The organism is Variovorax sp. YR752, assembly GCF_943372545.1.
In genome coordinates this window covers 1-21784 of record NZ_CALRZC010000144.1, presented here as the reverse complement: position 1 = coordinate 21784, position 21784 = coordinate 1, and the positions used below count along the sequence as shown (strand labels likewise).

Below are 21784 nucleotides of genomic sequence, written 5' to 3'. Positions count from 1 at the left end.
GAAGGAACTGCTGTACACGCTCTCGGGCGAAGACGTTCGCGCCGAGTCCGCCATGGTGCGCGTGTTCGACAAGCCGGCCGGCCGGCTGCGCCCGCGCGCCCGGCGCGCACTGGGCCTGCATTTCGTGCCCGAGGAACGGCTGGGGCGCGGCGCCGTGCCCACGCTGGGCCTGGCGCACAACCTGCTGCTCACGCGCAGCAATGCCGTGGGCAAGGGCGGCTGGATCCGCACCGCCGAGCTCGACAAGCAGGCGCGTTCCATCATCGAACGCTTCAAGGTGAAGGCCGGCGGCCCGAACGCGGCGGCGCGTTCGCTGTCGGGCGGCAACCTGCAGAAATTCATCGTCGGTCGCGAGATCGATGCCAACCCCAAGCTCTTCATCGTTTCGCAACCGACCTGGGGCGTGGACGTGGGCGCGGCCGCGCTCATCCATGCCGAGATCCTCGCGCTGCGCGACGCCGGCTGTGCCGTGCTCGTGATCAGCGAGGAGCTCGACGAGCTGTTCAACATCTGCGACCGGCTGCACGTGATCGCCAAAGGGCGGCTGTCGCCCTCCATCGACCGCGCGGCGGCCACGCTGCCGCAGATCGGCGAGTGGATGAGCGGCCTGTGGCCGCAGGCGCAGCCTGGCAAGAACAACACGCAGGCGCAGCCTGACAAGAACGACAAGAAGGAGGGCGCGCATGCTCAAGCTTGAACCCCGCCCGGAGCTGTCGCGCTTCTGGAGCTTTGCCTCGCCGATCCTGGCGCTCTTGATCACCGTGCTCATCGGCGTGGCGCTGTTCGCCGCGCTCGGCAAGGACCCGGTCAAGGGCCTGCAGGTGTTCTTCTACGAACCCATCAAGAGCGGCTACGCCATCGGCGAGCTGATGGTGAAGGCCACGCCGCTGCTCATCATTGCGCTCGGCCTGGCCGTGTGCTTTCGCTCCAACGTCTGGAACATCGGCGCCGAAGGGCAGTTCGTCTGCGGCGCCATCGCAGCGGGCGGCGTGGCGCTGCTGGCCGACAAGAGCACCGGCAGCTGGATCGTCGTGGCCATCCTGCTGGCGGGCATTCTGGGCGGCATGGTGTGGGCGGGCATCGTCGCGTTTTTGCGCGACAAGTTCAACGCCAACGAAATCCTCGTGAGCCTGATGCTGGTCTACGTGGCCACGCTGATGCTGAGCTACCTGGTCTTCGGCCCCTGGAAAGATCCGCAGGGCTACAACTTTCCGCAGACCAAGACCTTCGAGGCGGTGACGCAGATTCCGCGGCTCATGAAGGGCTCGCGCGTGTCGATCGGGCTGATCATCGCGCTCGTCGGCGCGGGCGCGCTGTGGGTGTTCCTGTTCCGCACGCGCGCGGGCTTTGCGCAACAGGTTGGTGGGCTGGCGCCCGCGGCGGCGCGCTATGCGGGCTTCTCGGCACGCCGCGCGGTGTGGATCGCGCTGCTCACCTCGGGCGGTGCGGCCGGCCTGGCGGGCGCGCTCGAAGTGGCGGGCCCCATCGGCCAGCTCACGCCGTACGTGCCCGCGGGCTACGGCTTCGCGGCCATCATCGTGGCCTTCGTCGGGCGGCTGCATCCGGTGGGCATGATCTTCTCGGCCATCCTGATGAGCATGTTCTACATCGGCGGCGAACTCGCGCAGTCGCGCCTGGGCCTGCCCAAGTCGCTCACCGGCGTGTTCCAGGGCCTGCTGCTGTTCACGCTGCTGGCCTGCGACACGCTCATCGCCTACCGCATCCGCCGCAAGGCCGGCGCCAAGGCCGCGACCATGACCACGGCCTCGCTGCAAGCCAGCACGCCGATCACCGCGCCCGCAGCCACCACCGAAGGGGGTCACTGACCATGGAAAGCTACGCACTCCTCTTGGGCTCGACCCTGAGCGCGGGCACCGTGCTCGCCATCGCGGCGCTGGGCCTGTTGATCAACGAGAAGGCCGGCATCGTCAACCTCGGTGCCGAGGGCATGATGCTCTGCGCCGCCATCGCGGGCTTTGCGACGGTGGTCATCACGCACAACCCCTGGCTCGGCTTTCTGGCCGGCATGGCGGCCGGTGCGCTGCTCGCCGCATTCTTCGGCGTGCTCGTGATCTGGCTCAACACCAACCAGTACGCCACGGGGCTCGCGCTGAGCCTGTTCGGCGTCGGCTTCTCGGCCTTCGCGGGCATCAGCTTCGTGCAGGCCAAGCTGCCCGAGAGCACGCCCTTCGCCATTCCTGTGCTGGCCGACATTCCGCTGGCCGGCCCGGCGCTGTTCCGCCACCACCCGATGGTGTACGTGGCCGTGCTGCTGACCATCGGGCTCATCTGGTTTTTGTACCGCACGCGCGCCGGCCTGGTGCTGCGCTCGGTGGGCGAGTCGCCCGAGTCGGCGCATGCGCTGGGCTATCCGGTGCGGCGCATCCGCTTCCTGGCGGTGATCGCGGGCGGTGCGCTGTGCGGGCTGTCGGGCGCGTACCTGTCGACCGTGTACACGCCGCTGTGGGTCGAGGGCATGGTCGCCGGCCGTGGCTGGATCGCGCTGGCGCTGACCACGTTTGCTACCTGGCGCCCGATCCGCGTGCTGCTCGGCGCCTACCTGTTCGGCGGCGTCTCGATGCTCGGTTTTCACCTACAGAGCAGCGGCGTCGACGTGCCCTCGCAGTTCCTCAGCATGGCCCAGTACATCGCGCCGATCGTGGTGCTGGCGCTGATCTCGCGCAACCCCGCCTTCATCCGCATCAACATGCCGGCATCGATGGGGAAACCGTTCTACCCCGGCTCATAATCGCGTTCTCGTTTTTTTGCCAACCCGTCCTTTTCTTCTGAGGATTTCGACAATGAATGATCTGAACAAGCGTTCCCTGCTCAAGCTCGCGGCACTCACCGCGGTGGCTTCGGCGGCCCTCATCGGCTGCGGCAAGAAGGAAGAGGCGGCCGCTCCCGCTGCACCGCCGGCACCGGCGCCCGCAGCCGCTCCGGCCCCCGCACCGGCCGCTCCGCTGAACATCGCATTCGCCTATGTCGGCCCTGTGGGCGACGGCGGCTGGTCCTTCGCGCATGACAACGCCCGCAAGGCGCTCGAGAAGGAATTTGGCGACAAGATCAAGACCACCTTCGTCGAAAGCGTGCCCGAGTCGGCCGACGCCGAGCGCGTGTTCCGCGACTTCGTGGGCCAGGGCAACAAGCTGATCTTCGGCACCACCTTCGGCTACATGGAGCCCATGCTCAAGGTCGCCAACGACAGCAAGGACGTGAAGTTCGAGCACGCCACCGGCTACAAGACCGCCGAGAACATGCGCACCTACGACAGCCGCACCTACGAAGGCGCGTACATGGCCGGCGTGATCGCCGGCTCGATGACCAAGAGCAACACGCTGGGCGTGGTCGGCTCGGTGCCGATTCCCGAAGTGCTGCGCAACATCAACAGCTTCACACTGGGCGCGCAGTCGGTGAACCCGAAGATCACGACCAAGGTCGTGTGGGTGAACGAGTGGTTCAGCCCGCCCAAGGAAACCGAAGCCGCCACCGCCCTCATCAACGGCGGCGCCGACGTGCTGTTCCAGAACACCGACTCGCCGGCCGTGCTCAAGACAGCGCAAGAAAAGGGCAAGCGCGCCTTCGGCTGGGACTCCGACATGACCGCCTACGGCCCGAAGGCCCACCTGGGCTCGGCCATCATCAACTGGGCGCCGTACTACATCAAGACCACGCAAGACGCGCTGGACGGCAAGTGGGCCACGGGCCAGACCTGGTGGGGCGTGAAAGAAGGCGCCATCGACATCGTCTCGATCGCCGAAGACGTGCCGGCCGAAACCAAGGCCAAGGTCGACGAAATCAAGAAGGGCCTGAAGGACGGCAGCTTCTCGATCTGGAAGGGCCCGATCGTCGGCCAGGACGGCAAGGAGCTGATCGCCAAGGACGCGGTCGCCGACGACAAGTTCCTGTCGGGCGTGAACTTCTACGTCAAGGGCGTCGAAGGCAAGGTGCCGGGCGGCGACAAGAAGTAATCATTGGATCGATCGCTTCGGCGATTGCCACGAGAAGGGTCGTCTGCGGACGGCCCTTTTTTCATTCAGACAAGAGGTTCATCTCATGAAGCTGCAAGGAGTCATGGTGGCAGGCGCGGCACTGCTGGCCGTGTCGATGTCGTTCGCCGCACCGCCGACGTTCTCGAAAGACGAGCAGCGCCTGCGCAAGGCCGTGGACGATGCGGAAATGTGCTTTCACTTCGCCGGCGAATTCAATGGCGACGGGTCGGCACACGACAAGGAAGTGGCGCGCCAGCAGCGCCAGCACTGCGGCAAGGAAAGCCAGCAGCTGGTGCTGCGCGCCTACCGCAAGAACCCGCAGGACACGCGCATCTACCCGGCGGTGCTGCGGCTGGACGGGCTGATGCCGGGGCTCACGTTGCCCGCGGCCGAGAAGGCCCGGCTGTGTGCCGTGGCCAAGACGGAACTGGCCTGCCCCTGAGCGGGCTCAGGCTTGCGGGGCAGCCGCCTGCAGCTGCGCCGCCATCTTCTGGTGAATGAGGTTCACCGCCTTCAGCGGGCGCAGCATCACCTTGAACTCGGTGATCTGCCCGTCGGCGTTCCACTTCATCATGTCGACGCCGTTGATGGCGATGCCGTCCAGCTCGAGTTCGAACTCGAGCACCGCGTCGTTCGGGCCCTGGAGCTCGCGCACGTAGCGGAAGCTCTCGTTGAAGAAGACCTGGAAGGCCGCGGCGAGGTACTGCTTCGTGATGGCCTTGCCGACCTGCGGCCGGTGCACCACGGGCGACAGGAAGACGGCGTCGTCGGCCAGCAGGGTGTCCAGGCCCGCCACGTCGCGTGACTTGACGAGCCGGTGCCAGGTGGAAAGGGTGTCGATCGCCATGGGTCTGTCTCCTCGCGCGGTGGATGGAAGAACGGGAAACCCAGTCTAGCGAAGCACCTGCGGGCCCGTCGTCGCGGGCGCGACGGGACCGGCAGGTGTTCTTCTTACGCGCCTTGCCAGCGCTTCAGCACCAGCGTGGCGTTGGTGCCACCGAAGCCGAAGCTGTTGCTCATCACCGTGTCGACGGTGGCGTTCTCGCGCGTGGCGGTGAGGATCGGCATGTCGGCCACTTCGGGGTCGAGCGCTTCGATGTTGGCCGAGCCGGCCATGAAGTTGCCTTCCATCATCAGCAGGCAGTAGATCGCCTCGTGCACGCCCGCGGCGCCCAGCGAGTGGCCCGACAGGCTCTTGGTGGAGCTGATGGCCGGCGCCTTGTCGCCGAAGACTTCGCGCACGCCCTTCATTTCCATGGCGTCGCCGACGGGCGTCGAGGTGCCGTGGGTGTTCAGGTAGTCGATGGGCGTGTCGACGGTGGCCATGGCCATCTGCATGCAGCGCACGGCGCCTTCGCCGCTGGGCGCGACCATGTCGTAGCCATCGGAGGTGGCGCCGTAGCCGACGATTTCGGCGTAGATTTTTGCGCCGCGTGCCAGTGCGTGGTCGAGCGCCTCGACCACGACCATGCCGCCGCCGCCGGCGATGACGAAGCCGTCGCGCTCGGCGTCGTAGGCGCGCGAGGCCTTTTCAGGCGTGTCGTTGTACTTGGTGGACAGCGCGCCCATGGCGTCGAACAGGAACGACTGGGTCCAGTGTTCTTCTTCACCGCCGCCGGCGAACACGATGTCCTGCTTGCCCATCTGGATCTGCTCCATGGCGTTGCCGATGCAGTGCGCGCTGGTGGCGCAGGCCGAGGCGATGGAGTAGTTCAGGCCCTTGATCTTGAACGGCGTGGCCAGGCAGGCGGACACGGTGCTGCTCATGGTCCGCGTCACGCGGTAGGGGCCGACGCGTTTGACGCCCTTTTCGCGCAGCAGGTCGAGCGCTTCCATCTGGTTCAGCGTGGAGGCGCCGCCCGAGCCGGCGATGAGGCCGGTGCGCGGGTTGGACACCTGCTCCTCGGTCAGGCCGGCATCGGCAATGGCGTCCTTCATGGCCAGGTAGGCATACGCTGCCGCGTGGCCGACGAAGCGATACAGCTTGCGATCGATGAGGTCTTCGAGGGGAAGGTCGATGGAGCCGGCCACCTGGCTGCGCAGGCCCATTTCGGCATAGGCCGGCTGGAACCGGATGCCGGGACGGCTGGCACGCAGGTTGGCGGAGACGGTCTCCTTGTCGTTGCCCAGGCACGAAACGATGCCCAGACCGGTGATGACGACGCGTCGCATGGCAAAACCCTCAGAAGTTGTCGGTGGAAGTGAACACGCCGACCCGCAGGCCCTCGGCGGTGTAGATCTGGCGGCCGTCGACGCTCACTGAGCCGTCGGCGATGGCCAGGTTGAGCTTGCCCTTGAGCACGCGCTTGATCTGGATGCTGTAGGTGACGAGCTTGGCGGTCGGCAAAACCTGGCCCGTGAACTTCACTTCGCCCGAGCCCAGGGCCCGGCCGCGGCCCGGCAGGCCTTGCCAGCCGAGGAAGAAGCCGACCAGCTGCCACATGGCGTCCAGGCCCAGGCAGCCCGGCATCACCGGGTCGCCCTCGAAGTGGCAGGCGAAAAACCACAGGTCGGGCGTGATGTCGAGTTCGGCCGTGAGTTCGCCCTTGCCGTAGGTGCCGCCCTCGGCGCTGATGTGGGTGATGCGGTCCACCATCAGCATGTTCGGGGCGGGCAGCTGTGCGTTGCCGGGGCCGAACAGTTCGCCGCGGCTGCAGCGCAGCAGGTCTTCGCGGGTGAAGGCGTTTTGTAGGGTCATGCGATTCGATCAAGGACGGCGCCAGGGCATAAATGCCGCTGCGCGCGGATTGGAGGGAACACACCCGATGCCGGGCCTGCCGGGGTCCAAGCCTATCGCATCCTGCGCGGCCCGATTTGACCCAGATCAGTTTGGGGGAAAAGGGGTGGGCAGCGTATACGTTTTCGGGAATGCCGCGCAGGGTGTCTGCCCTTATGCTGTGCGCGATCACAACGTCGATTTCCCACGCCCATGACCGATTTCAGCCGCCCCCTGTTCGACCCCAGCTTCGCGCAGCGCATTCCCGCCGAACGCCTGCCCGAGCTGCTGCGCGCCATGCCCAAGGCCGAGCTGCACATGCACATCGAAGGCTCGCTCGAGCCCGAACTGATCTTTGCGCTCGCGCAGCGAAACGGCGTTTCGATTCCGTATGCCAGCGTCGAAGAACTGCGCAAGGCCTACGCGTTCACCAACCTGCAGACCTTTCTCGACATCTACTACGCCGGCGCCAGCGTGCTGCTGAAAGAGCAGGACTTCTACGACATGGCCTGGGCCTACCTGGAGCGCGCCGCCGCCGACCACGTGGTGCACACCGAGATGTTTTTCGACCCGCAGACGCACACGGCGCGCGGCGTGGCGATGGACACGGTGGTCAACGGCCTGCACCGCGCGTGCGTCGATGCGCTGCCCAAGCTGGGCGTGAGCGCCTCGCTCATCCTGTGCTTTTTGCGCCACCTGAGCGAGGAAGAAGCCTTCGAGACGCTGGAGCAGGCGCTGCCGTACCGCGACAAGTTCATCGGCGTGGGGCTCGACTCGAGCGAAGTCGGCCACCCGCCCGAGAAGTTCGCGCGCGTGTTCGCGCGCTGCCGCGCGCTGGGCTTCCACCTCGTCGCGCACGCGGGCGAAGAGGGGCCGCCGGCCTACGTGTGGAGCGCGCTCGACGTGCTGCAGGTCGAGCGCGTCGACCACGGCGTGCGGAGCGCGAAAGCCCCGGCGCTGATGAAGCGGCTGGCGCAAGACCGCATTCCGCTCACCGTGTGCCCGCTGTCGAACCTCAAGCTCTGCGTGTTCCCCGACCTGTCGCAGCACAACCTGGGCGCGCTGCTCGAGGCGGGGCTGGTCGCCACCGTCAATTCGGACGACCCGGCCTACTTCGGCGGCTACATGAACCAGAACTTCACGCAGACCTTCGCCGCGACCGGGCTCGGCGTGCAGCAGGCCTGGCAGCTTGCGGCGAACAGCTTCGAGGGCAGCTTCATCGACGCCGCGGCCAAGCGCGCCTACGTCGACCGGCTCAACGCGGTCTTCGCGAGCTTCTGATCCGCCGCCGCGGTTCGCGGCACGAGCAGCGGCACCGCCACCAGCGCACACGCACTGGCCGCCAGCCACACGACCGGCCAGCCCTGCAGCGCCAGCAGGTGCGGAATCGAGAAGGGCGTGACAAAGCACACGAGGAACACGCTGGTGTTCGCCATGCCCAGCGCGGTGCCGGCGCGCGCCGCGCCGGCCAGCGTGGCCAGCTCGGTGTAGGCCACGCCGTGCCAGGCCGACACGCACACGCCGCTCAGGGCCAGCAGCGCGATCAGCGCCCCACGCAGCGCGGATGACGGCGGCTCGGTGCCCGCCGCCATCACCAGCGCAGCCAGGCCCGCGAACAGCACCACGCTGAGCGCGCTGCAGGCCCGCAGGTAGGCCGGGCGGTTGCGGCGGCGGTCGGTCCATCGACCGCTCCACACGCGCATCGCCATCGCGCCGACTTGCACGAAGACCATCGCGGCGGTGATCGTGCCCAGCCCCACGTGGCCGAAGTCGTGCAGGAACACCGTGCCGAAGGAGAGCACCGCGAACTGCGGCGCACACAGGATGCCGATGCCGGCCACGATGCGCCACACGCGCACGTCGCGCAGCGGGCCGGTCTTCGGCGCGGCGGCCTCGGTGGTCTTTTGATGAGGCGTGATCGGCGGCTCGTGCACCCAGGCCCAGCTCATCGCCGCGCTCAGCGCGCACAGCAGCGCGAGCAGGCCGTACAGCGCAGCAAAGCCGAAGTGCAGGGCGACGAAAGGCAGCACCAGCGCGCCGATGCCGCCGCCCAGCGGCACAGCGGTCTGTCGGATGCTCATGGCGAGGCCGCGCTCGCTGGCGTCGAACCAGGTCATCACCGCGCGCCCGCTGGCGCCGTTCACGCTGCCGCCGAGCAGGCCGACCAGCAACAGCCCCGCACCGAGCACGCCAAGGCCAGGAATATGACCGTGCCCCGGCGCGGCCCACAGCGCCATCGCCACCAGCGCGATCGCCGTGCTGCCCAGGCCGGCCAACAGCACGGGGCGGTCGCCCCAGCGGTCGGTCAGCAGGCCCCACGGCAGCTCGCTCACGGCGATGCCCAGGCCCATGAGGCCGAGCACCAGGCCGAGCGCGGCGTTGTCGAGCTGGTAGCCGGTGCGCATGAGCACGGCGGTCATGGGGATGCCGCTGAAGGCGACCGAGAAGGCCGCGTTGGCGGCCACGCCGGCGGCGAGCACCTTCCAGCGGTGGCGGGGTGAAAACGCGGGGGAAGAAGCGGTCGAATGTGTCATGTTGCGGCGCAGTGTCCGCCGCTGCAAAGGTTTTGAAAATCAGAAAATAATGGGCGAATCGTCCTGAAATTCGGGACGATGAAAGAACCGACGCAAGGACCCGCAATGACCCAGGTGATGTTCGATCTCGACGTGCTGCGCACCTTCTCCACCGGCATGGCGCTGGGTAGCTACGCGCGCGCGGCCGACAAGCTCGGCCGCTCGACCTCGGCCGTGAGCGCGCAGCTCAAGAAGCTGGAGGCGCAGGCCGGCACCGTGCTGTTCCGCAAGGAGGGCCGTGGCCTGGCGCTCACCGATGCCGGCGAAACGCTGCTGGCCTACGCGCACCGCATGCTCGAACTCAACGACGAGGCCAGCGCCGCCCTGCGCGGCGTCGACCTGCAAGGCTGGGTGCGGCTGGGCCTGCAGGAAGACTTCGGTGAGACGCTGCTGCCGGCCGTGCTCGGCCGCTTTGCGCGTGCGCATCCCAAGGTGCGCATCGAGGCTTGCGTGGCGCGCAGCGGCGAGCTGCGCGAGCGGCTCGAGCTGGGCCAGCTCGACCTGGCGCTGGCATGGGACGCCGGCGACCAGCCGCTGTCGCCGTACGCCGAGCGCGTGGCGCGGCTGCCGCTGCTGTGGATCGGCCCGACCGCGCCCGAGCGCGTCGATGCGCCCTGGTGGACCGAGCGCGAGCACCGCGCGGGCGTTCGTGCGGTCAAGAGCAAGGAGCCGCTGCCGCTCATCATGCTCGACGCCCCGTGCCCGCTGCGCGAGATCGTCATCACCGCGCTCGACCGCGCCGGCCTGCCGTGGCGCCGGGCCTTTGGCAGCGCCAGCCTGGCGGCGCTGTGGGCCGCCACCTCGGCCGGGCTGGGCCTGACGGTGCGCACGCCGTTCGGGCTGCCCTCGCATGTGCGCACGCTCGACCGCTCGGTGCTTTCGCTGCCGGCGTTGCCGCAGATCTCGCTCGTGCTGTACCGCGCGCAGGCCCGCGCCGAGGCGCCGGCGAGCCGGCTGGCCACGCTGCTGCTGGAGGCGGTGCGCCAGCACGCGCAATTGCAGACGGTGCCACCGCGCTGACCCCGCGGGGTGCGGGCCCTTGCCGGCGCCGTGGCCGCAATGCGTGAGAATCCGCCGCGAGAGACAAGACAACAAGCGCAAGAGACAAGACCAAGCGAGGCGGCATGACCATTACGCGGCACAACTCCCTGCACCTGTGGGACGACAGGTTCCTCTACATCACACCGGCGATCCAGTCGGGACTCACGGCCCGTTCGTCGGCCACGCTGCTGGCGTCGGTGAGCGGCCACCCCTTCACGCTCGAGGCGGTCGACGGTACGCGCGTGCGCTGCACCGCCGCGCTGGTGGGGCCGCACGTGTCGCGTCGCCTCGACGTCGACGGCTGCGGGCTGCTGTCGCTCAACCTCGACCCGGCCTCCAGCGCCTACCGCATGCTCGCGCGGCACATGGGCGGCCACGGCATCCAGCCGATCGATGCGCGCCGCTTCGGCCGCGCACGCGACGACTTCGAACCGGCGCAGCACGGCGCGCTGTCCGACCGGCGCCTGCAGATGCTGAGCGCGAAGCTGGTCACGTCGATCACCGAGAGCCCCGAGCTGCAGGCCGCCATCGACCCGCGCATCGAACGCGTGCTGCAGGCCATCCGCGCACGCGCAGGGCAGATTCCGCTGCGCGAGCTGTCGGCGCTGGCCTTTCTCTCGCCCGACCGGCTCACGCACCTGTTCGCGCAGCAGGTGGGCGTGTCGATCAAGCGCTATGCGCTGTGGACCAAGGTGCGTCGCACGGTGCAGCAGTTCACCGAACGCCGTCCGCTGACCGACGTGGCGCTGGTCAGCGGCTTCACCGATGCGGCGCACATGAGCCGCACCTTCCAGCGCTACTTCGGCCTGTCGCCGTCGTTCCTGGCGAACCAGGTGCGTGTGACGGCCGATGCGCACGCGTCGCACGCGTGGGGCGACGCCACCGTTCACTGAGTCTCCTGTCCGCATGACAGCGGCTGCGTTCAAGCCGCAGCCGGTCTGCGTGCCTAAGCTGGCGGTGCTCCATCAAGAGAGCATCAACCGGAGACATCAACAATGAGACAGACAGCCTCGCGCGGCGCCATGCCGCGGTCTTTGCTTGCCCCGATTGCACTCGCCACGGCGGCCGCGCTCACCGCCTGCGGCGGCGGTGGTGGAGGAGGCGGCGGGTTCCCGTTCTTTCCCGGCGGCGGCAACCCGCCCACCAACCCACCGGCCGAAGGCAGCTACAAGGCAGAGATCCGCCGCACCGCGATGGGCGTGCCGCACATCAAGGCCGACAACTGGCCCGGCGTGGGCTACGGCTACGGTTTTGCGCAGGCTGAAGACGACCTGTGCACGATGGCCGATTCGTTTCTTACCTACCGCGGCGAGCGCTCGGAGTACTTCGGCGGCGACGCGCAGCTCGTGGCCAGCAGCACCATCGCGCGGCCAAAGAACATCGATTCCGACTTCTTCCACAAGCAGGTGATCTCGGCCGATGTGCTCGAGAAGATGATCGCGGCCCAGCCCGACAACCTGAAGCAGCTGGTCGAGGGCTTCGCCGCCGGCTACAACCGCTACGTGCGCGACGTGAAGGCCGGCGGCACTGCGCACGAAGCCTGCCGCAGCGAAGCCTGGGTGAAGCCCATCACCGCCGAGGACATCTACCGCCGCATGTACGCGGCCAACCTCGCGGGTGGCTACAGCAACTTCTTGCCGAACATCGCCAACGCGATCGCACCCGCGCCGGCAGCGCCCACCAAGATGGCCGCGCGCAGCGGCGCAAAGAAGGGCGCGCTGCAGCTGGCGGCGGTCAACGTGCCCGAGCCTGAGCTGCAGGTCGGCGGCAAGGAGGGCGTGGGCAGCAACATGATCGGTTTCGGCACGGCCGCCACCGGCGACAGCAGCCCGCTGCTCTTCGGCAACCCGCACTGGTACTGGCGCGGGCCCGACCGCTTCTACCAGGCGCAACTCACGATTCCGGGCCAGCTCAACATCAGCGGCACCTCGTTCCTCGGCATTCCGGTGATCCTCATCGGCTTCAACGACAACATCGCGTGGAGCCACACGGTGTCGACCGCGCGGCGCTTCGGCTTCTACGAACTGAAGCTCGCGGCGGGCGATCCGACCAGCTACATGCGCGACGGCAAGCCCGTGAAGATGCAGGCGCTCAACATCACCGTCAACGTGAAACAGGGCGACGGCAGCGTGGCACCTGTGACACGCACGCTCTACAAGTCGGAGTACGGGCCGATGGTCAACCTCACGGCCTTTGGTGCGCCGTTCGCCTGGAGCCAGACCACGGCCTTCGCGATCCGCGACATCAACGGCGAGAACTACCGCACCTTCAAGAATTGGCTGCGCTGGAACCAGGCGAAGTCGCTCGATGAGTTCATCGCCATCCAGCGCGAGGAAGCGGCCATTCCGTGGGTCAACACCGTGGCTGTGGGGCGCGGCGCGGCCAAGGCCTGGTATGCCGACATCGGCGCGATTCCCAACGTGTCGCCCGCCCAGGTGGCCAGCTGCACGACGCCGCTGGGCACGGCGGCCGGCGCCTCGCTGCCGCGCGTGCCGTTCTTCGACGGTTCGAAGAGCGAGTGCGACTGGCAGACCGATGCCGACTCGGCGCAGAAGGGCGCACTTGGCGCCGCCCGCATGCCCAGCCTGCTGCGCGACGACTACGTGGCCAACATGAACGACAGCTACTGGCTGGCGAACCCGAAGGCGCCGCTCACCGGCTTCCCGGACATCATGGGGCCGGCCGGCACCGACCCCGTGACCTTCCGCACGCGGCTGGGCAACCTGATGGCGCAGGGGCGCCTCGACGGCACCGACAACTACGCCGGTAAGGTGGCCACCGCCGACACCGTCAAGCAGATGGTGCTCAACAGCCGGGTGCTGACGGCCGAGCTGTTCAAGGACCAGGCGCTGGCCATGGTGTGCGCGTCGCCGAAGATCACCGTGGGCAACGATCCGCTGGGCGGCGTCGTCGGACGCGACGTGGACACCGGGCCGGCCTGCGCGGCCCTGCGGGCCTGGAACAACACCGGCGTGACCGGTGCACGCGGTGCGCACATCTGGGACGAGTTCTGGAGCCGTGCGTCCAAGCAGTCGTCGGCCACGCTCTACAACGTGCCGTTCAGCGCGAGCGATCCGATCCACACGCCACGCGACCTGAACGCGGGTGCAACGACTGCCTTGCAGCAGGCTTTCGGCGCGGCCGTCGCACGCGTGGAGGCCAGCGGCTTCGCGCTCGATGCGCAGCGCGGCGACTACCTGTTCGCCACCCGAGGCGGCCAGAAGATCCCGCTGTACGGCGGCTGCCATGGCCCCGGCTACTTCACCATCGCGTGCTCGGAGAACCGTCTCGACCAGGGCGGCTACACCATGGACGCCAACCCGAATGGCAACAGCTACATGCAGATCGTGCGGTTCCCCGAAGGCGGCGTGGAAGCCCACACCTTCCTGACGTTCTCGTTGTCGGACGACCCGGCCTCGGCGCACAACGCCGACTACACCCGCGCCTACAGCGCCGGGAAGTGGCTCAAGGTGCCGTTCTCCGAAGCCGAGATCAAGGGCGACGCGGCCTACCGCAGCGCCGTCGTCAGCGAGTAGCGGACGACGTACGGGACGCGGCTCGCTGCGCGAGCCAGTTCCACCCGGCGCCTGCGGCCATGAGCACGCAGGTGCCGAGGAACACGGCGCGCATGCCGATGTGCCCGCCCACGAAGCCGCCGAGCAGCGGGCCGGCCACCTGGCCCGTGTACTGCGCCGAGGTCGAGTAGCCGAGCATGTTGCCGGCCACGCGCTCGGGCACGTTGTGGCGGATCACGCTTGCGATGCAGGGCAGCAGCCCGCCGAGCGACAGCCCCATCAGGAAGCGCAGCACCACCAGCTGCCAGCCCGACGTGACGAAGGCCTGCGGAATCAGCAGCAGCGCGGACACCGCGAGGCACCCGACGATCACGTTCCAGTGCCCCACGCGGTCGGCCAGCTTGCCCAGTCGCGAGGCCGAGAGGATGCTGCCGAGCGCGGCGGCCGACATCACGAGGCCGGCCATCATCGTCACGCGCTGCGTGTCTTCGACCAGCGTGGCGACGTAGACCGTGATGATCGGCTCGATCGACATGTTGGCCAGCATCAGCAGCATGCCGGTGAAGAGCATCGCGATGAGCGGACGCTTGTCGGGAATGGCGGCCCAGCCGGTGTCGGCGACGCCGTGCTGCTTGGCGGCGGTGGGCGCTTTCTTCTCCTCGCGGATCAGGGATGCAGTCGCGAGAAAGGCCACGAAGATCATCGCGCCCGCCGCGAAGAAGGTCGCGCGGATGCCGATCAGTGGCGGCAGCACGCCACCCACCAGCGGGCCCACGAGGTTGCCAGCCATGATGGCCGACGACATCGTGCCCAGCGCCCAGCCGGTGCGGTCCTTCGGCGTCTGCGTGGCGACCAGCACCATCGAGCCCGAGGCATAGCCACCCAGCAGGCCCGCGAGCAGCCGCAGGCCCACGAGTTGCCACACGTTGCCCGCCATGCCGATGAGCGCCATCGCCACCGCCATGCCCAGGCTCGCGCGGATCAGCATCGGCTTGCGGCCGTAGCGGTCGGCCAGGCGCCCCCACAGCGGCGCCACCAGCGCCGCGCTGAAGAAGGTGGCGCCGTAGGCCGCACCCGACCACTGCACGATGGCCGCATGGTCCTTCACGCCCAGCTGCTCGACATACAGCGGCAGGAAGGGCAGCAGCAGCGTCATCGCCACGATGGTGGTGAAGGAGCCGAACATGCAGACGGCGAGGTTGCGCTGCCAGTGCGCGTGGCTGGCGGGGGTGATCGGGTTCGTCATGGGGCGAACCGATTGTGTGGCGCGAGGCGCAGAAGCCGCACTGCCGATTCGCGGCGGCCCCCATCGCGGCGCCCGAAGGGGGCGCGTTGCGCGTTACCGCCGCACTGGCGTGCGCACGAACTCGAAGACCGAGGTCTTGTCGCTGGCGGTGACCTCGAGCCGGATCACGTCGTTCGGCGAGGGATAGGGGTCGCAGCAGTTCTTCAGGATCAGGTCGCCCGTCACCATCTGCAGCGGCTCCACCGTGTTCAGCTGAAGGATCGCGTTCGCCGACTGTTCCTGGTTCTGCGCGTTGTATTCGATCTGCCGAATGCCGAGCACGGTGGCCCCGCCGACGGCCGCGCCGGCCAGGATGCCGCTCACGGGGTCGTACACGCGCACGGTGTTCGAGCCCGCGAAGCTCGACACGCCGCGGCGTCCGGCCACGTAGCCGGAGTAGTTCGAGCGGTAGGTCTGGCGTGACGCGCCATAGGCCGCCGCGCCTGCCGCCAGTCCACCGAGGATGGCCAACGCGACCTGCTTGGCCTGCTTTTCCGACTGGATCTCGGCGACCCGTTCGTTGTAGGTGTAGATCTGCACAGGCGCGCCACGGAAGTACGCCTTGACGTTGTCGGTGCTGAAGTCCACCGCGCCTGCGGTGTTGTTGGCGTAGCCGATCGTGAAGGTCGGCTCTGTCGGCTGCTGTGCCTTGAAGCGCGGGTAGGCGAAGACTTCGCGCGTCTCGTCCTTCTCGGACAGCACGCCGACGCCGTTGGTGTACTTCAAGGTTTGCGGCGCGTCCTTGTTGACCCGCGGCGTGTACGTGATCGTGGTGGTGCAGCCGGTGGCGAAGACGGCGAATGCGACGACAACGCAGATCTTGCCGGCGGCCGTGCCTCGCGCGGCAGGAACGTGGGGTTCGCCGCTGTGCTGCAGGGCGCTGTGGAGGGTAACCATGGGGACTCCGTTTGAAGGGGCAGGGTGTCGCGCGAGGGCTGTTGGGCGCCCGACGGCTGATCGTAACTTGGTGTACCTAAATGTGACCAACACACGCGAAACCCGAGAATCGCAGGCCCGTCCGGAGCGTGGCCGTGCGGGCCATCGCCTCATCGCAACGCACTAAAATGCGCCCCCCGCAGCCGGGCGTCCCGGCCGGCTGCGGGTTTCTTGTTCGACCGGGGCCATGTAGAGGACCACCATGTACAAAAACCTCGCGGGCCGCGCCGTTCTGGCGTGGGTGACCGCCTGTTTTTTCTGTTTCTTATCCCCCGCCTTTTCACAGACCGCACCGCCGAAGCCGCCCCTGGCCAAGGACGCGCTGAAGATCGGCTTTGTCTACGTCACGCCGGTCACCGATGCCGGCTGGGTGCGCCAGCATGAAGAGGGCCGCAAGGCCGTCGAGGCGGCGCTGGGCCCGCGCGTGAACACCACCTTCGTCGAGAACGTGCCCGAGGGCGCCGACGCCGAGCGCGTGATCCGCGACCTTGCACAGCAGGGGAGCCAGCTGATCTTCACGCCCAGCTTCGGCTACATGGAGCCGACGCTGAAGGTCGCGAAAGACTTTCCCGGCGTGAAGTTCGAGTCGATCACCGGCTACAAGACCGCGCCCAACGTCGCCACCGCCAACGCCCGCTACTACGAAGGCCGCTACCTCGCGGGCATCGCGGCCGGGCGCATGACGAAGACCAGTGTGGCCGGCTACGTGGCGGGCTTTCCGATTCCCGAGGTGCTGCAGGGCATCAACGCCTTCACGCTCGGCATGCGCTCGGTGAACCCGAAGGCCAAGGTGGTCGTGGTGTGGCTCAACGAGTGGTTCGATCCGCCGAAGGAGCGCGACGCGGCGATGGCGCTGTTCAACCAGAACGCCGACGTGCTCGCCTTCCACACGGGCTCCACCGCCGTGATGGCTGCCGCACAGGAGCGCGGCAAGATGGCCGTGGCCTACCACTCCGACATGCGCAAGATCGCGCCCGACGCGCAGATCGTCGCGGTCACGCACCAGTGGGGCGGCTACTACACGCAGCGCGCAAAGGCGGTGCTCGACGGCACCTGGAAGAGCGGCAACCTCTGGGGCGGCGTGAAGGAAGGAATGATCCGCGTCGGCGACTTCGGCACGAAGGTGCCCAAGGCCGTGCAGCAGGAGGTGCTGGCGCGCCAGCAGGACATCGCGGCGGGCAAGCTGCAGCCGTTCCGTGCAGTGACCACCGATGTGCGCGACAACGAAGGCCGTGTCGCGATCGCCAAGGGCGTGCAGCTCAGTGATGAGCAGATCCTGCAGATGAACTGGCTCGCCGAGGGTGTGCAGGGGCGGGTGGCACGGTAGGCGCTGAGCGCCGCCCCCTGTCCCCTGCGTCTGAAGAGTGCGTTCCGCGTATAGCACTCATACGCGCAGGGCAATTCCCGCCGTCCGGGGCTGGATTACCCTCCGAATCCACGATGAAAAAAGCCTACCGCGCCTCCCTCCTGCGATTCGACGCCGCCGGCCTGCCCGTCTTCGATGAAGACGGCCTGCTGGTCGTCGCCCCCGACAGCACCGGCCGCCAGCGCGTGCTCGACGCCGGCAGCCATGCCGACGTGTCGCAGCGCCATGCCGGCGCCCACACCACCCACCTGCCGGGCCGCATCCTCGCGCCGGGCTTCGTGGACATGCACGTGCATTACCCGCAGACCGACATCATCGGCGCGCCCGCCGCCGGCCTGCTGCCCTGGCTCGAGAACTACACCTTCCCGGCGGAAGCCAAGTTCGCCGACCCCGCGCATGCGCGCGTGGTGGCCGACGTGTTCTTCGACGAACTGCTGCGCAACGGTGTGACCACCTCGCTGACCTTCGCGACCTCGCACGTCGCCTCGGTCGACGCCTTCTTCGAGAGCGCGCAGCGCCGCCAGCTGCGCATGATCACCGGCAAGGTGCTGCAGGACCGCAACTCGCCCGACGGCGTGCGTGACGACACCGAGCAAAGCCTGGTCGACACCGAGGCGCTGATCCGCAAGTGGCACAACGTCGACCGCCTGGGTTACGCCATCACGCCGCGCTTTGCGCCCACCAGCACCGACGCGCAGATGCGCGGTGCCGGCGAGCTGGCTGCGAAGTACGGCGACACCTGGATCCAGTCGCACGTGGCCGAGAACCGCGACGAGGTGAAGTGGGCGCGCGAGCTGTACCCGAAGTCGCGCTCCTACCTGGACGTGTACGCCGACTTCGGCCTGCTGCGCGAACGCGCCGTGTACGCCCACTGCATCTACCTGGACGACACCGACCGTGCGCTGATGCACGAGACGAAGACGGCCGCCGCCGTGAGCCCCACGAGCAACCTGTTCCTGGGCAGCGGCTTCTTCGATTTCGGCGCGGCCGACCGCATCGAGCAGCCGTACGGCCTGGCCAGCGACGTGGGCGGCGGCACCAGCTTCAGCCCCTTCCACACCATGCTGGCTGCGTACTACGTGGGCCGCGAGGGCCAGACCAAGACCGGCCTGAGCATCGCGCCCTCGCGGCTGTGGTGGCACCACACCGGCGGCGCGGCGCGCTCGCTGGGGCTCGACGGCGTGGTCGGCAACCTGCAGCCGGGCTGCGAGGCCGACTTCCTGGTGCTGAACCCGTCCGCCACGCCGCTGCTGGCGCGCAAGACCTCGCTGGCCAACAACCTCGAAGAGTTGCTGTTCGCGATGATCGTGCTGGGCGACGACCGGCTTGTCGAGCGCACGGTGATTTCGCAGGCGGGCTGATCTGCGCCGGGGGAGGGCGCGCAGGGCGCCCATGCCACAATTCGGCCCCGATTCCCCCGCAGCAGCATCAGCGAGCGCATATGAGCATCAAGAGCGACAAATGGATCCGGCGCATGGCCGAAAACGAAGGAATGATCGACCCCTTCGAACCGGGCCAGGTGCGCGAGAACAACGGCCACAAGATCATCAGCTACGGCACCTCGAGCTACGGCTACGACATCCGGTGCGCGCCTGAATTCAAGGTCTTCACCAACATCCACAGCACCGTGGTCGACCCAAAGAACTTCGACGAGAAGAGCTTCGTCGATATGCACGGCGACTACTGCATCATTCCGCCGAACAGCTTCGCGCTGGCACGCACGGTGGAGTACTTCCGCATCCCGCGCAACGTGCTCACCATCTGCCTGGGCAAGAGCACGTACGCGCGCTGCGGCATCATCGTCAACGTGACGCCGTTCGAGCCCGAATGGGAAGGCTTCGTGACGCTGGAGTTCAGCAACACCACGCCGCTGCCCGCCAAGATCTACGCGGGCGAAGGCTGCGCGCAGGTGCTGTTCTTCGAGAGCGACGAGGTCTGCGAAACCAGCTACAAGGACCGCGGCGGCAAGTACCAGGGCCAGCGCGGCGTCACGCTGCCCAAGACCTGACGCGCACTGACGCACTGTTGCGCGCCTCCTGACCGCCGGTTACGCCACCGGCCGTCAGGGCAAGTACCATCCTGCGACGTTCCGGCAAATACTCCGATCAGCAAGCCGGCAAGGAGACTGCGATGAGATGGGAAGGCAACGAACAATCCGACAACGTCGAAGACCGCCGTGACGGTGGGGGCGGCGGCGGCGGTGGTGGCGGCCTGTTTGGCGGCCGCAGCATCGGCATCGGCACCATCGCGGTCGCGCTCATCGCGGGCTGGGTCTTCGGGATCAATCCGCTCACCGTGCTGAGCCTGCTCAGCGGCGGCGGCGACCCGGTCCAGGTGCAGCAGCAACAGCAGGGCCCGGCGCCCAAGCCGCCCACCGGCGACCGCGAAGCGGCCTTCGTCTCCACCGTGCTGAAGAACACCGAGGTGGTCTGGACCGATCTCTTCCGCAAGAACGGCGGCACCTACCAGGCGCCCCGGCTCGTGCTGTTCCGCGGCGCCACGCCCACGGCCTGCGGCACCGGGCAATCGGCCATGGGGCCGTTCTACTGCCCGGGCGACAAGAAGGTCTACATCGACCTCGCGTTCTACGACACCCTCAAGAACCAGCTCGGCGCGCCCGGCGAGTTTGCGCAGGCGTACGTCATCGCGCACGAGGTCGGCCATCACGTGCAGGACGAAATCGGCATCACCGCCAAGGTCGACGGCATGCGCGGGCGCCTGAGCCAGGCGCAGAACAACGCCATCAGCGTGCGTGTCGAGCTGCAGGCCGACTGCTTCGCGGGCGTGTGGGCGCACCACTCGCAGGAGTCGAAGAAGTGGCTCGATCCGGGCGACATCGAGGCTGCCATGAACGCCGCGCAGAAGATCGGCGACGACGCTTTGCAGCGTTCCGCAGGCCGCGCCGTGGTGCCCGACAGCTTCACCCACGGCTCCAGTGCGCAGCGCCAACGGTGGTTCGGCACGGGCTATCAGACGGGTGAAATGAAGTCCTGCGACACCTTCAACGCGCGCAATCTGTAAAGATTGTGTCCTGAGAGCCCCGGATTCATTGGGGTTTTTGCTATTGAATAAATAGCAATTCGGCCCGCGCGGATGTTGTCGTTTCGTTGTCACTGCCGTTTTTTGCGGCAATGCGACAATAGAAGGCTCAATGACAATGTCCTTCTCCAATCTTTCGCTGGCAGAACCGCTGGCCCGCGCCGTGGCCGAAATGGGCTACGAGACCATGACGCCCATCCAGGCAGAGGCCATTCCGGTGGTGCTTTCAGGCCAGGACGTGATGGGCGCCGCGCAGACCGGCACCGGCAAGACGGCGGCGTTTTCGCTCCCCTTGCTGCAGCGCATGCTCAAGCACGAAAACGCTTCCACCTCGCCCGCGCGGCATCCGGTGCGTGCGCTGGTGCTGTTGCCCACGCGTGAACTGGCCGACCAAGTCGCGCAACAGGTCAAGCTGTACGCCAAGTACACCAACCTGCGCAGCACGGTGGTATTCGGCGGCATCGACATGAAGCCGCAGACGCTGGAGCTGAAGAAGGGCGTCGAAGTGCTCGTGGCCACGCCGGGCCGGCTGCTCGATCACATCGAAGCCAAGAACGCGGTGCTCAACCAGGTCGAATACGTCGTGCTCGACGAGGCCGACCGCATGCTCGACATCGGCTTCCTGCCCGATCTGCAGCGCATCCTGAGCTACCTGCCCAAGCAGCGCACCACGCTGCTGTTCTCGGCCACCTTCTCGCCTGAGATCAAGCGGCTGGCCAGCAGCTACCTGCAGAACCCGGTCACCATCGAAGTGGCGCGGCCGAACGAAACGGCCTCCACCGTCGAGCAGCACTTCTACAGCGTCTCTGACGACGACAAGCGCCGTGCGCTCAAGCAGATCGTCAAGCAGCGCGGCATTACGCAGGCCTTCGTGTTCGTCAACAGCAAGCTCGGCTGCGCGCGCCTCGCACGCTCGCTGGAGCGCGACGGTCTGCGTACCACCGCACTGCACGGCGACAAGAGCCAGGACGAACGCCTGAAGGCGCTCGCCTCGTTCAAGGCCGGCGAAGTCGACCTGCTGGTGTGCACCGACGTCGCGGCCCGCGGCCTCGACATCAAGGACGTGCCCGCCGTCTTCAACTTCGACATTCCGTTCAACGCCGAAGACTACGTGCACCGCATCGGCCGCACGGGCCGTGCCGGCGCTTCGGGCCTGGCCGTGAGCTTCGCCAGCGGCGGCAACGATGCGCGCCTCGTGGCCGACATCGAGAAGCTGATCAAGAAGCCGATCGAACTCGAAGCCATGGAGTTCGAGGAAGACCGCCCACGCGGCCGCATCAACGACGGTCGCCGCCATTGGCGCGAAGAGGGCGAGGCCGGC

19 protein-coding genes and 1 pseudogene are annotated in these 21784 nt (G+C 67.7%); 14 read left to right on the top strand and 6 right to left on the bottom strand.

What is annotated here, in order from left to right:
• The 5 genes and pseudogenes from AAG801_RS27140 to AAG801_RS27120 form a co-directional block, all read left to right on the top strand.
• A pseudogene (locus tag AAG801_RS27140) lies at positions 1 to 697 on the top strand (ABC transporter ATP-binding protein); the annotation flags it as partial.
• Complete coding sequence (locus AAG801_RS27135; RefSeq protein WP_341891174.1) at positions 684 to 1826, top strand: ABC transporter permease; 1143 nt, start codon at positions 684 to 686, stop codon at positions 1824 to 1826. The pseudogene AAG801_RS27140 and the gene AAG801_RS27135, both read left to right, overlap by 14 nt.
• A 2-nt stretch (positions 1827 to 1828) precedes the next feature.
• On the top strand, positions 1829 to 2749 hold the full coding sequence (locus AAG801_RS27130) for an ABC transporter permease (RefSeq protein WP_101492675.1): 921 nt from the start codon (positions 1829 to 1831) through the stop codon (positions 2747 to 2749).
• A 52-nt stretch (positions 2750 to 2801) separates the two neighbouring features.
• Positions 2802 to 3971, top strand: coding sequence for a BMP family ABC transporter substrate-binding protein (locus AAG801_RS27125; protein ID WP_101492674.1), 1170 nt, complete (start codon positions 2802 to 2804; stop codon positions 3969 to 3971).
• Positions 3972 to 4056: 85 nt separating this feature from the next.
• The gene (locus AAG801_RS27120; protein ID WP_341891173.1) at positions 4057 to 4434 is read left to right on the top strand and encodes a hypothetical protein; all 378 of its coding nucleotides are present in this window, start codon (positions 4057 to 4059) and stop codon (positions 4432 to 4434) included.
• Between the two features lie 6 nt (positions 4435 to 4440).
• Here AAG801_RS27120 and AAG801_RS27115 read toward each other — a convergent pair whose 3' ends face one another.
• The 3 genes from AAG801_RS27115 to fabA all read right to left on the bottom strand — a co-directional run bounded on the left by AAG801_RS27115 (position 4441) and on the right by fabA (position 6690).
• Positions 4441 to 4839, bottom strand: a complete 399-nt coding sequence (locus AAG801_RS27115) for a nuclear transport factor 2 family protein (RefSeq protein ID WP_341891172.1) — start codon at positions 4837 to 4839, stop codon at positions 4441 to 4443.
• Between the two features lie 104 nt (positions 4840 to 4943).
• Positions 4944 to 6164, bottom strand: coding sequence for a beta-ketoacyl-ACP synthase I (gene fabB / locus AAG801_RS27110; RefSeq protein WP_341891171.1), 1221 nt, complete (start codon positions 6162 to 6164; stop codon positions 4944 to 4946).
• A gap of 10 nt (positions 6165 to 6174) precedes the next feature.
• On the bottom strand, positions 6175 to 6690 hold the full coding sequence (fabA, locus tag AAG801_RS27105; RefSeq protein WP_056574156.1) for a 3-hydroxyacyl-[acyl-carrier-protein] dehydratase FabA: 516 nt from the start codon (positions 6688 to 6690) through the stop codon (positions 6175 to 6177).
• A gap of 231 nt (positions 6691 to 6921) precedes the next feature.
• On the opposite strand from fabA, the gene AAG801_RS27100 reads away from it, so the two are divergent.
• On the top strand, positions 6922 to 7989 hold the full coding sequence (locus AAG801_RS27100) for an adenosine deaminase (protein ID WP_341891170.1): 1068 nt from the start codon (positions 6922 to 6924) through the stop codon (positions 7987 to 7989).
• Here AAG801_RS27100 and AAG801_RS27095 read toward each other — a convergent pair.
• On the bottom strand, positions 7950 to 9242 hold the full coding sequence (locus tag AAG801_RS27095) for an MFS transporter (RefSeq protein ID WP_341891169.1): 1293 nt from the start codon (positions 9240 to 9242) through the stop codon (positions 7950 to 7952). The genes AAG801_RS27100 and AAG801_RS27095 overlap by 40 nt on opposite strands.
• A 105-nt stretch (positions 9243 to 9347) precedes the next feature.
• Between AAG801_RS27095 and AAG801_RS27090 the strand changes: the two genes are divergently transcribed.
• The 3 genes from AAG801_RS27090 (at position 9348) to AAG801_RS27080 (ending at position 13858) form a co-directional block, all read left to right on the top strand.
• The gene (locus AAG801_RS27090; protein ID WP_341891168.1) at positions 9348 to 10301 is read left to right on the top strand and encodes a LysR substrate-binding domain-containing protein; all 954 of its coding nucleotides are present in this window, start codon (positions 9348 to 9350) and stop codon (positions 10299 to 10301) included.
• A gap of 104 nt (positions 10302 to 10405) precedes the next feature.
• The gene (locus AAG801_RS27085; RefSeq protein WP_341891167.1) at positions 10406 to 11215 is read left to right on the top strand and encodes a helix-turn-helix domain-containing protein; all 810 of its coding nucleotides are present in this window, start codon (positions 10406 to 10408) and stop codon (positions 11213 to 11215) included.
• 102 nt (positions 11216 to 11317) lie between these two features.
• A complete protein-coding gene (locus AAG801_RS27080; RefSeq protein WP_341891166.1) occupies positions 11318 to 13858 on the top strand; it encodes a penicillin acylase family protein in 2541 nt (846 codons plus the stop codon).
• Here AAG801_RS27080 and AAG801_RS27075 read toward each other — a convergent pair.
• Both AAG801_RS27075 and AAG801_RS27070 read right to left on the bottom strand, forming a co-directional pair.
• Positions 13848 to 15083: an MFS transporter gene (locus AAG801_RS27075; protein ID WP_341891165.1), complete on the bottom strand. Its 1236-nt coding sequence runs from the start codon at positions 15081 to 15083 to the stop codon at positions 13848 to 13850. The genes AAG801_RS27080 and AAG801_RS27075 overlap by 11 nt on opposite strands.
• A gap of 93 nt (positions 15084 to 15176) precedes the next feature.
• Positions 15177 to 16019: a hypothetical protein gene (locus AAG801_RS27070; RefSeq protein WP_341891164.1), complete on the bottom strand. Its 843-nt coding sequence runs from the start codon at positions 16017 to 16019 to the stop codon at positions 15177 to 15179.
• A gap of 241 nt (positions 16020 to 16260) precedes the next feature.
• Between AAG801_RS27070 and AAG801_RS27065 the strand changes: the two genes are divergently transcribed.
• The 5 genes from AAG801_RS27065 to AAG801_RS27045 form a co-directional block, all read left to right on the top strand.
• Positions 16261 to 17385: a BMP family ABC transporter substrate-binding protein gene (locus tag AAG801_RS27065; RefSeq protein WP_341891163.1), complete on the top strand. Its 1125-nt coding sequence runs from the start codon at positions 16261 to 16263 to the stop codon at positions 17383 to 17385.
• A gap of 113 nt (positions 17386 to 17498) precedes the next feature.
• Positions 17499 to 18785: a guanine deaminase gene (gene guaD / locus AAG801_RS27060; RefSeq protein ID WP_341891162.1), complete on the top strand. Its 1287-nt coding sequence runs from the start codon at positions 17499 to 17501 to the stop codon at positions 18783 to 18785.
• An 80-nt stretch (positions 18786 to 18865) separates the two neighbouring features.
• The gene (dcd, locus tag AAG801_RS27055; RefSeq protein WP_101492662.1) at positions 18866 to 19432 is read left to right on the top strand and encodes a dCTP deaminase; all 567 of its coding nucleotides are present in this window, start codon (positions 18866 to 18868) and stop codon (positions 19430 to 19432) included.
• 122 nt (positions 19433 to 19554) lie between these two features.
• Complete coding sequence (locus AAG801_RS27050) at positions 19555 to 20445, top strand: neutral zinc metallopeptidase (protein WP_341891161.1); 891 nt, start codon at positions 19555 to 19557, stop codon at positions 20443 to 20445.
• Positions 20446 to 20575: 130 nt separating this feature from the next.
• On the top strand, positions 20576 to 21784 hold a 1209-nt coding region (locus AAG801_RS27045; protein WP_341891160.1), incomplete at its 3' end, for a DEAD/DEAH box helicase.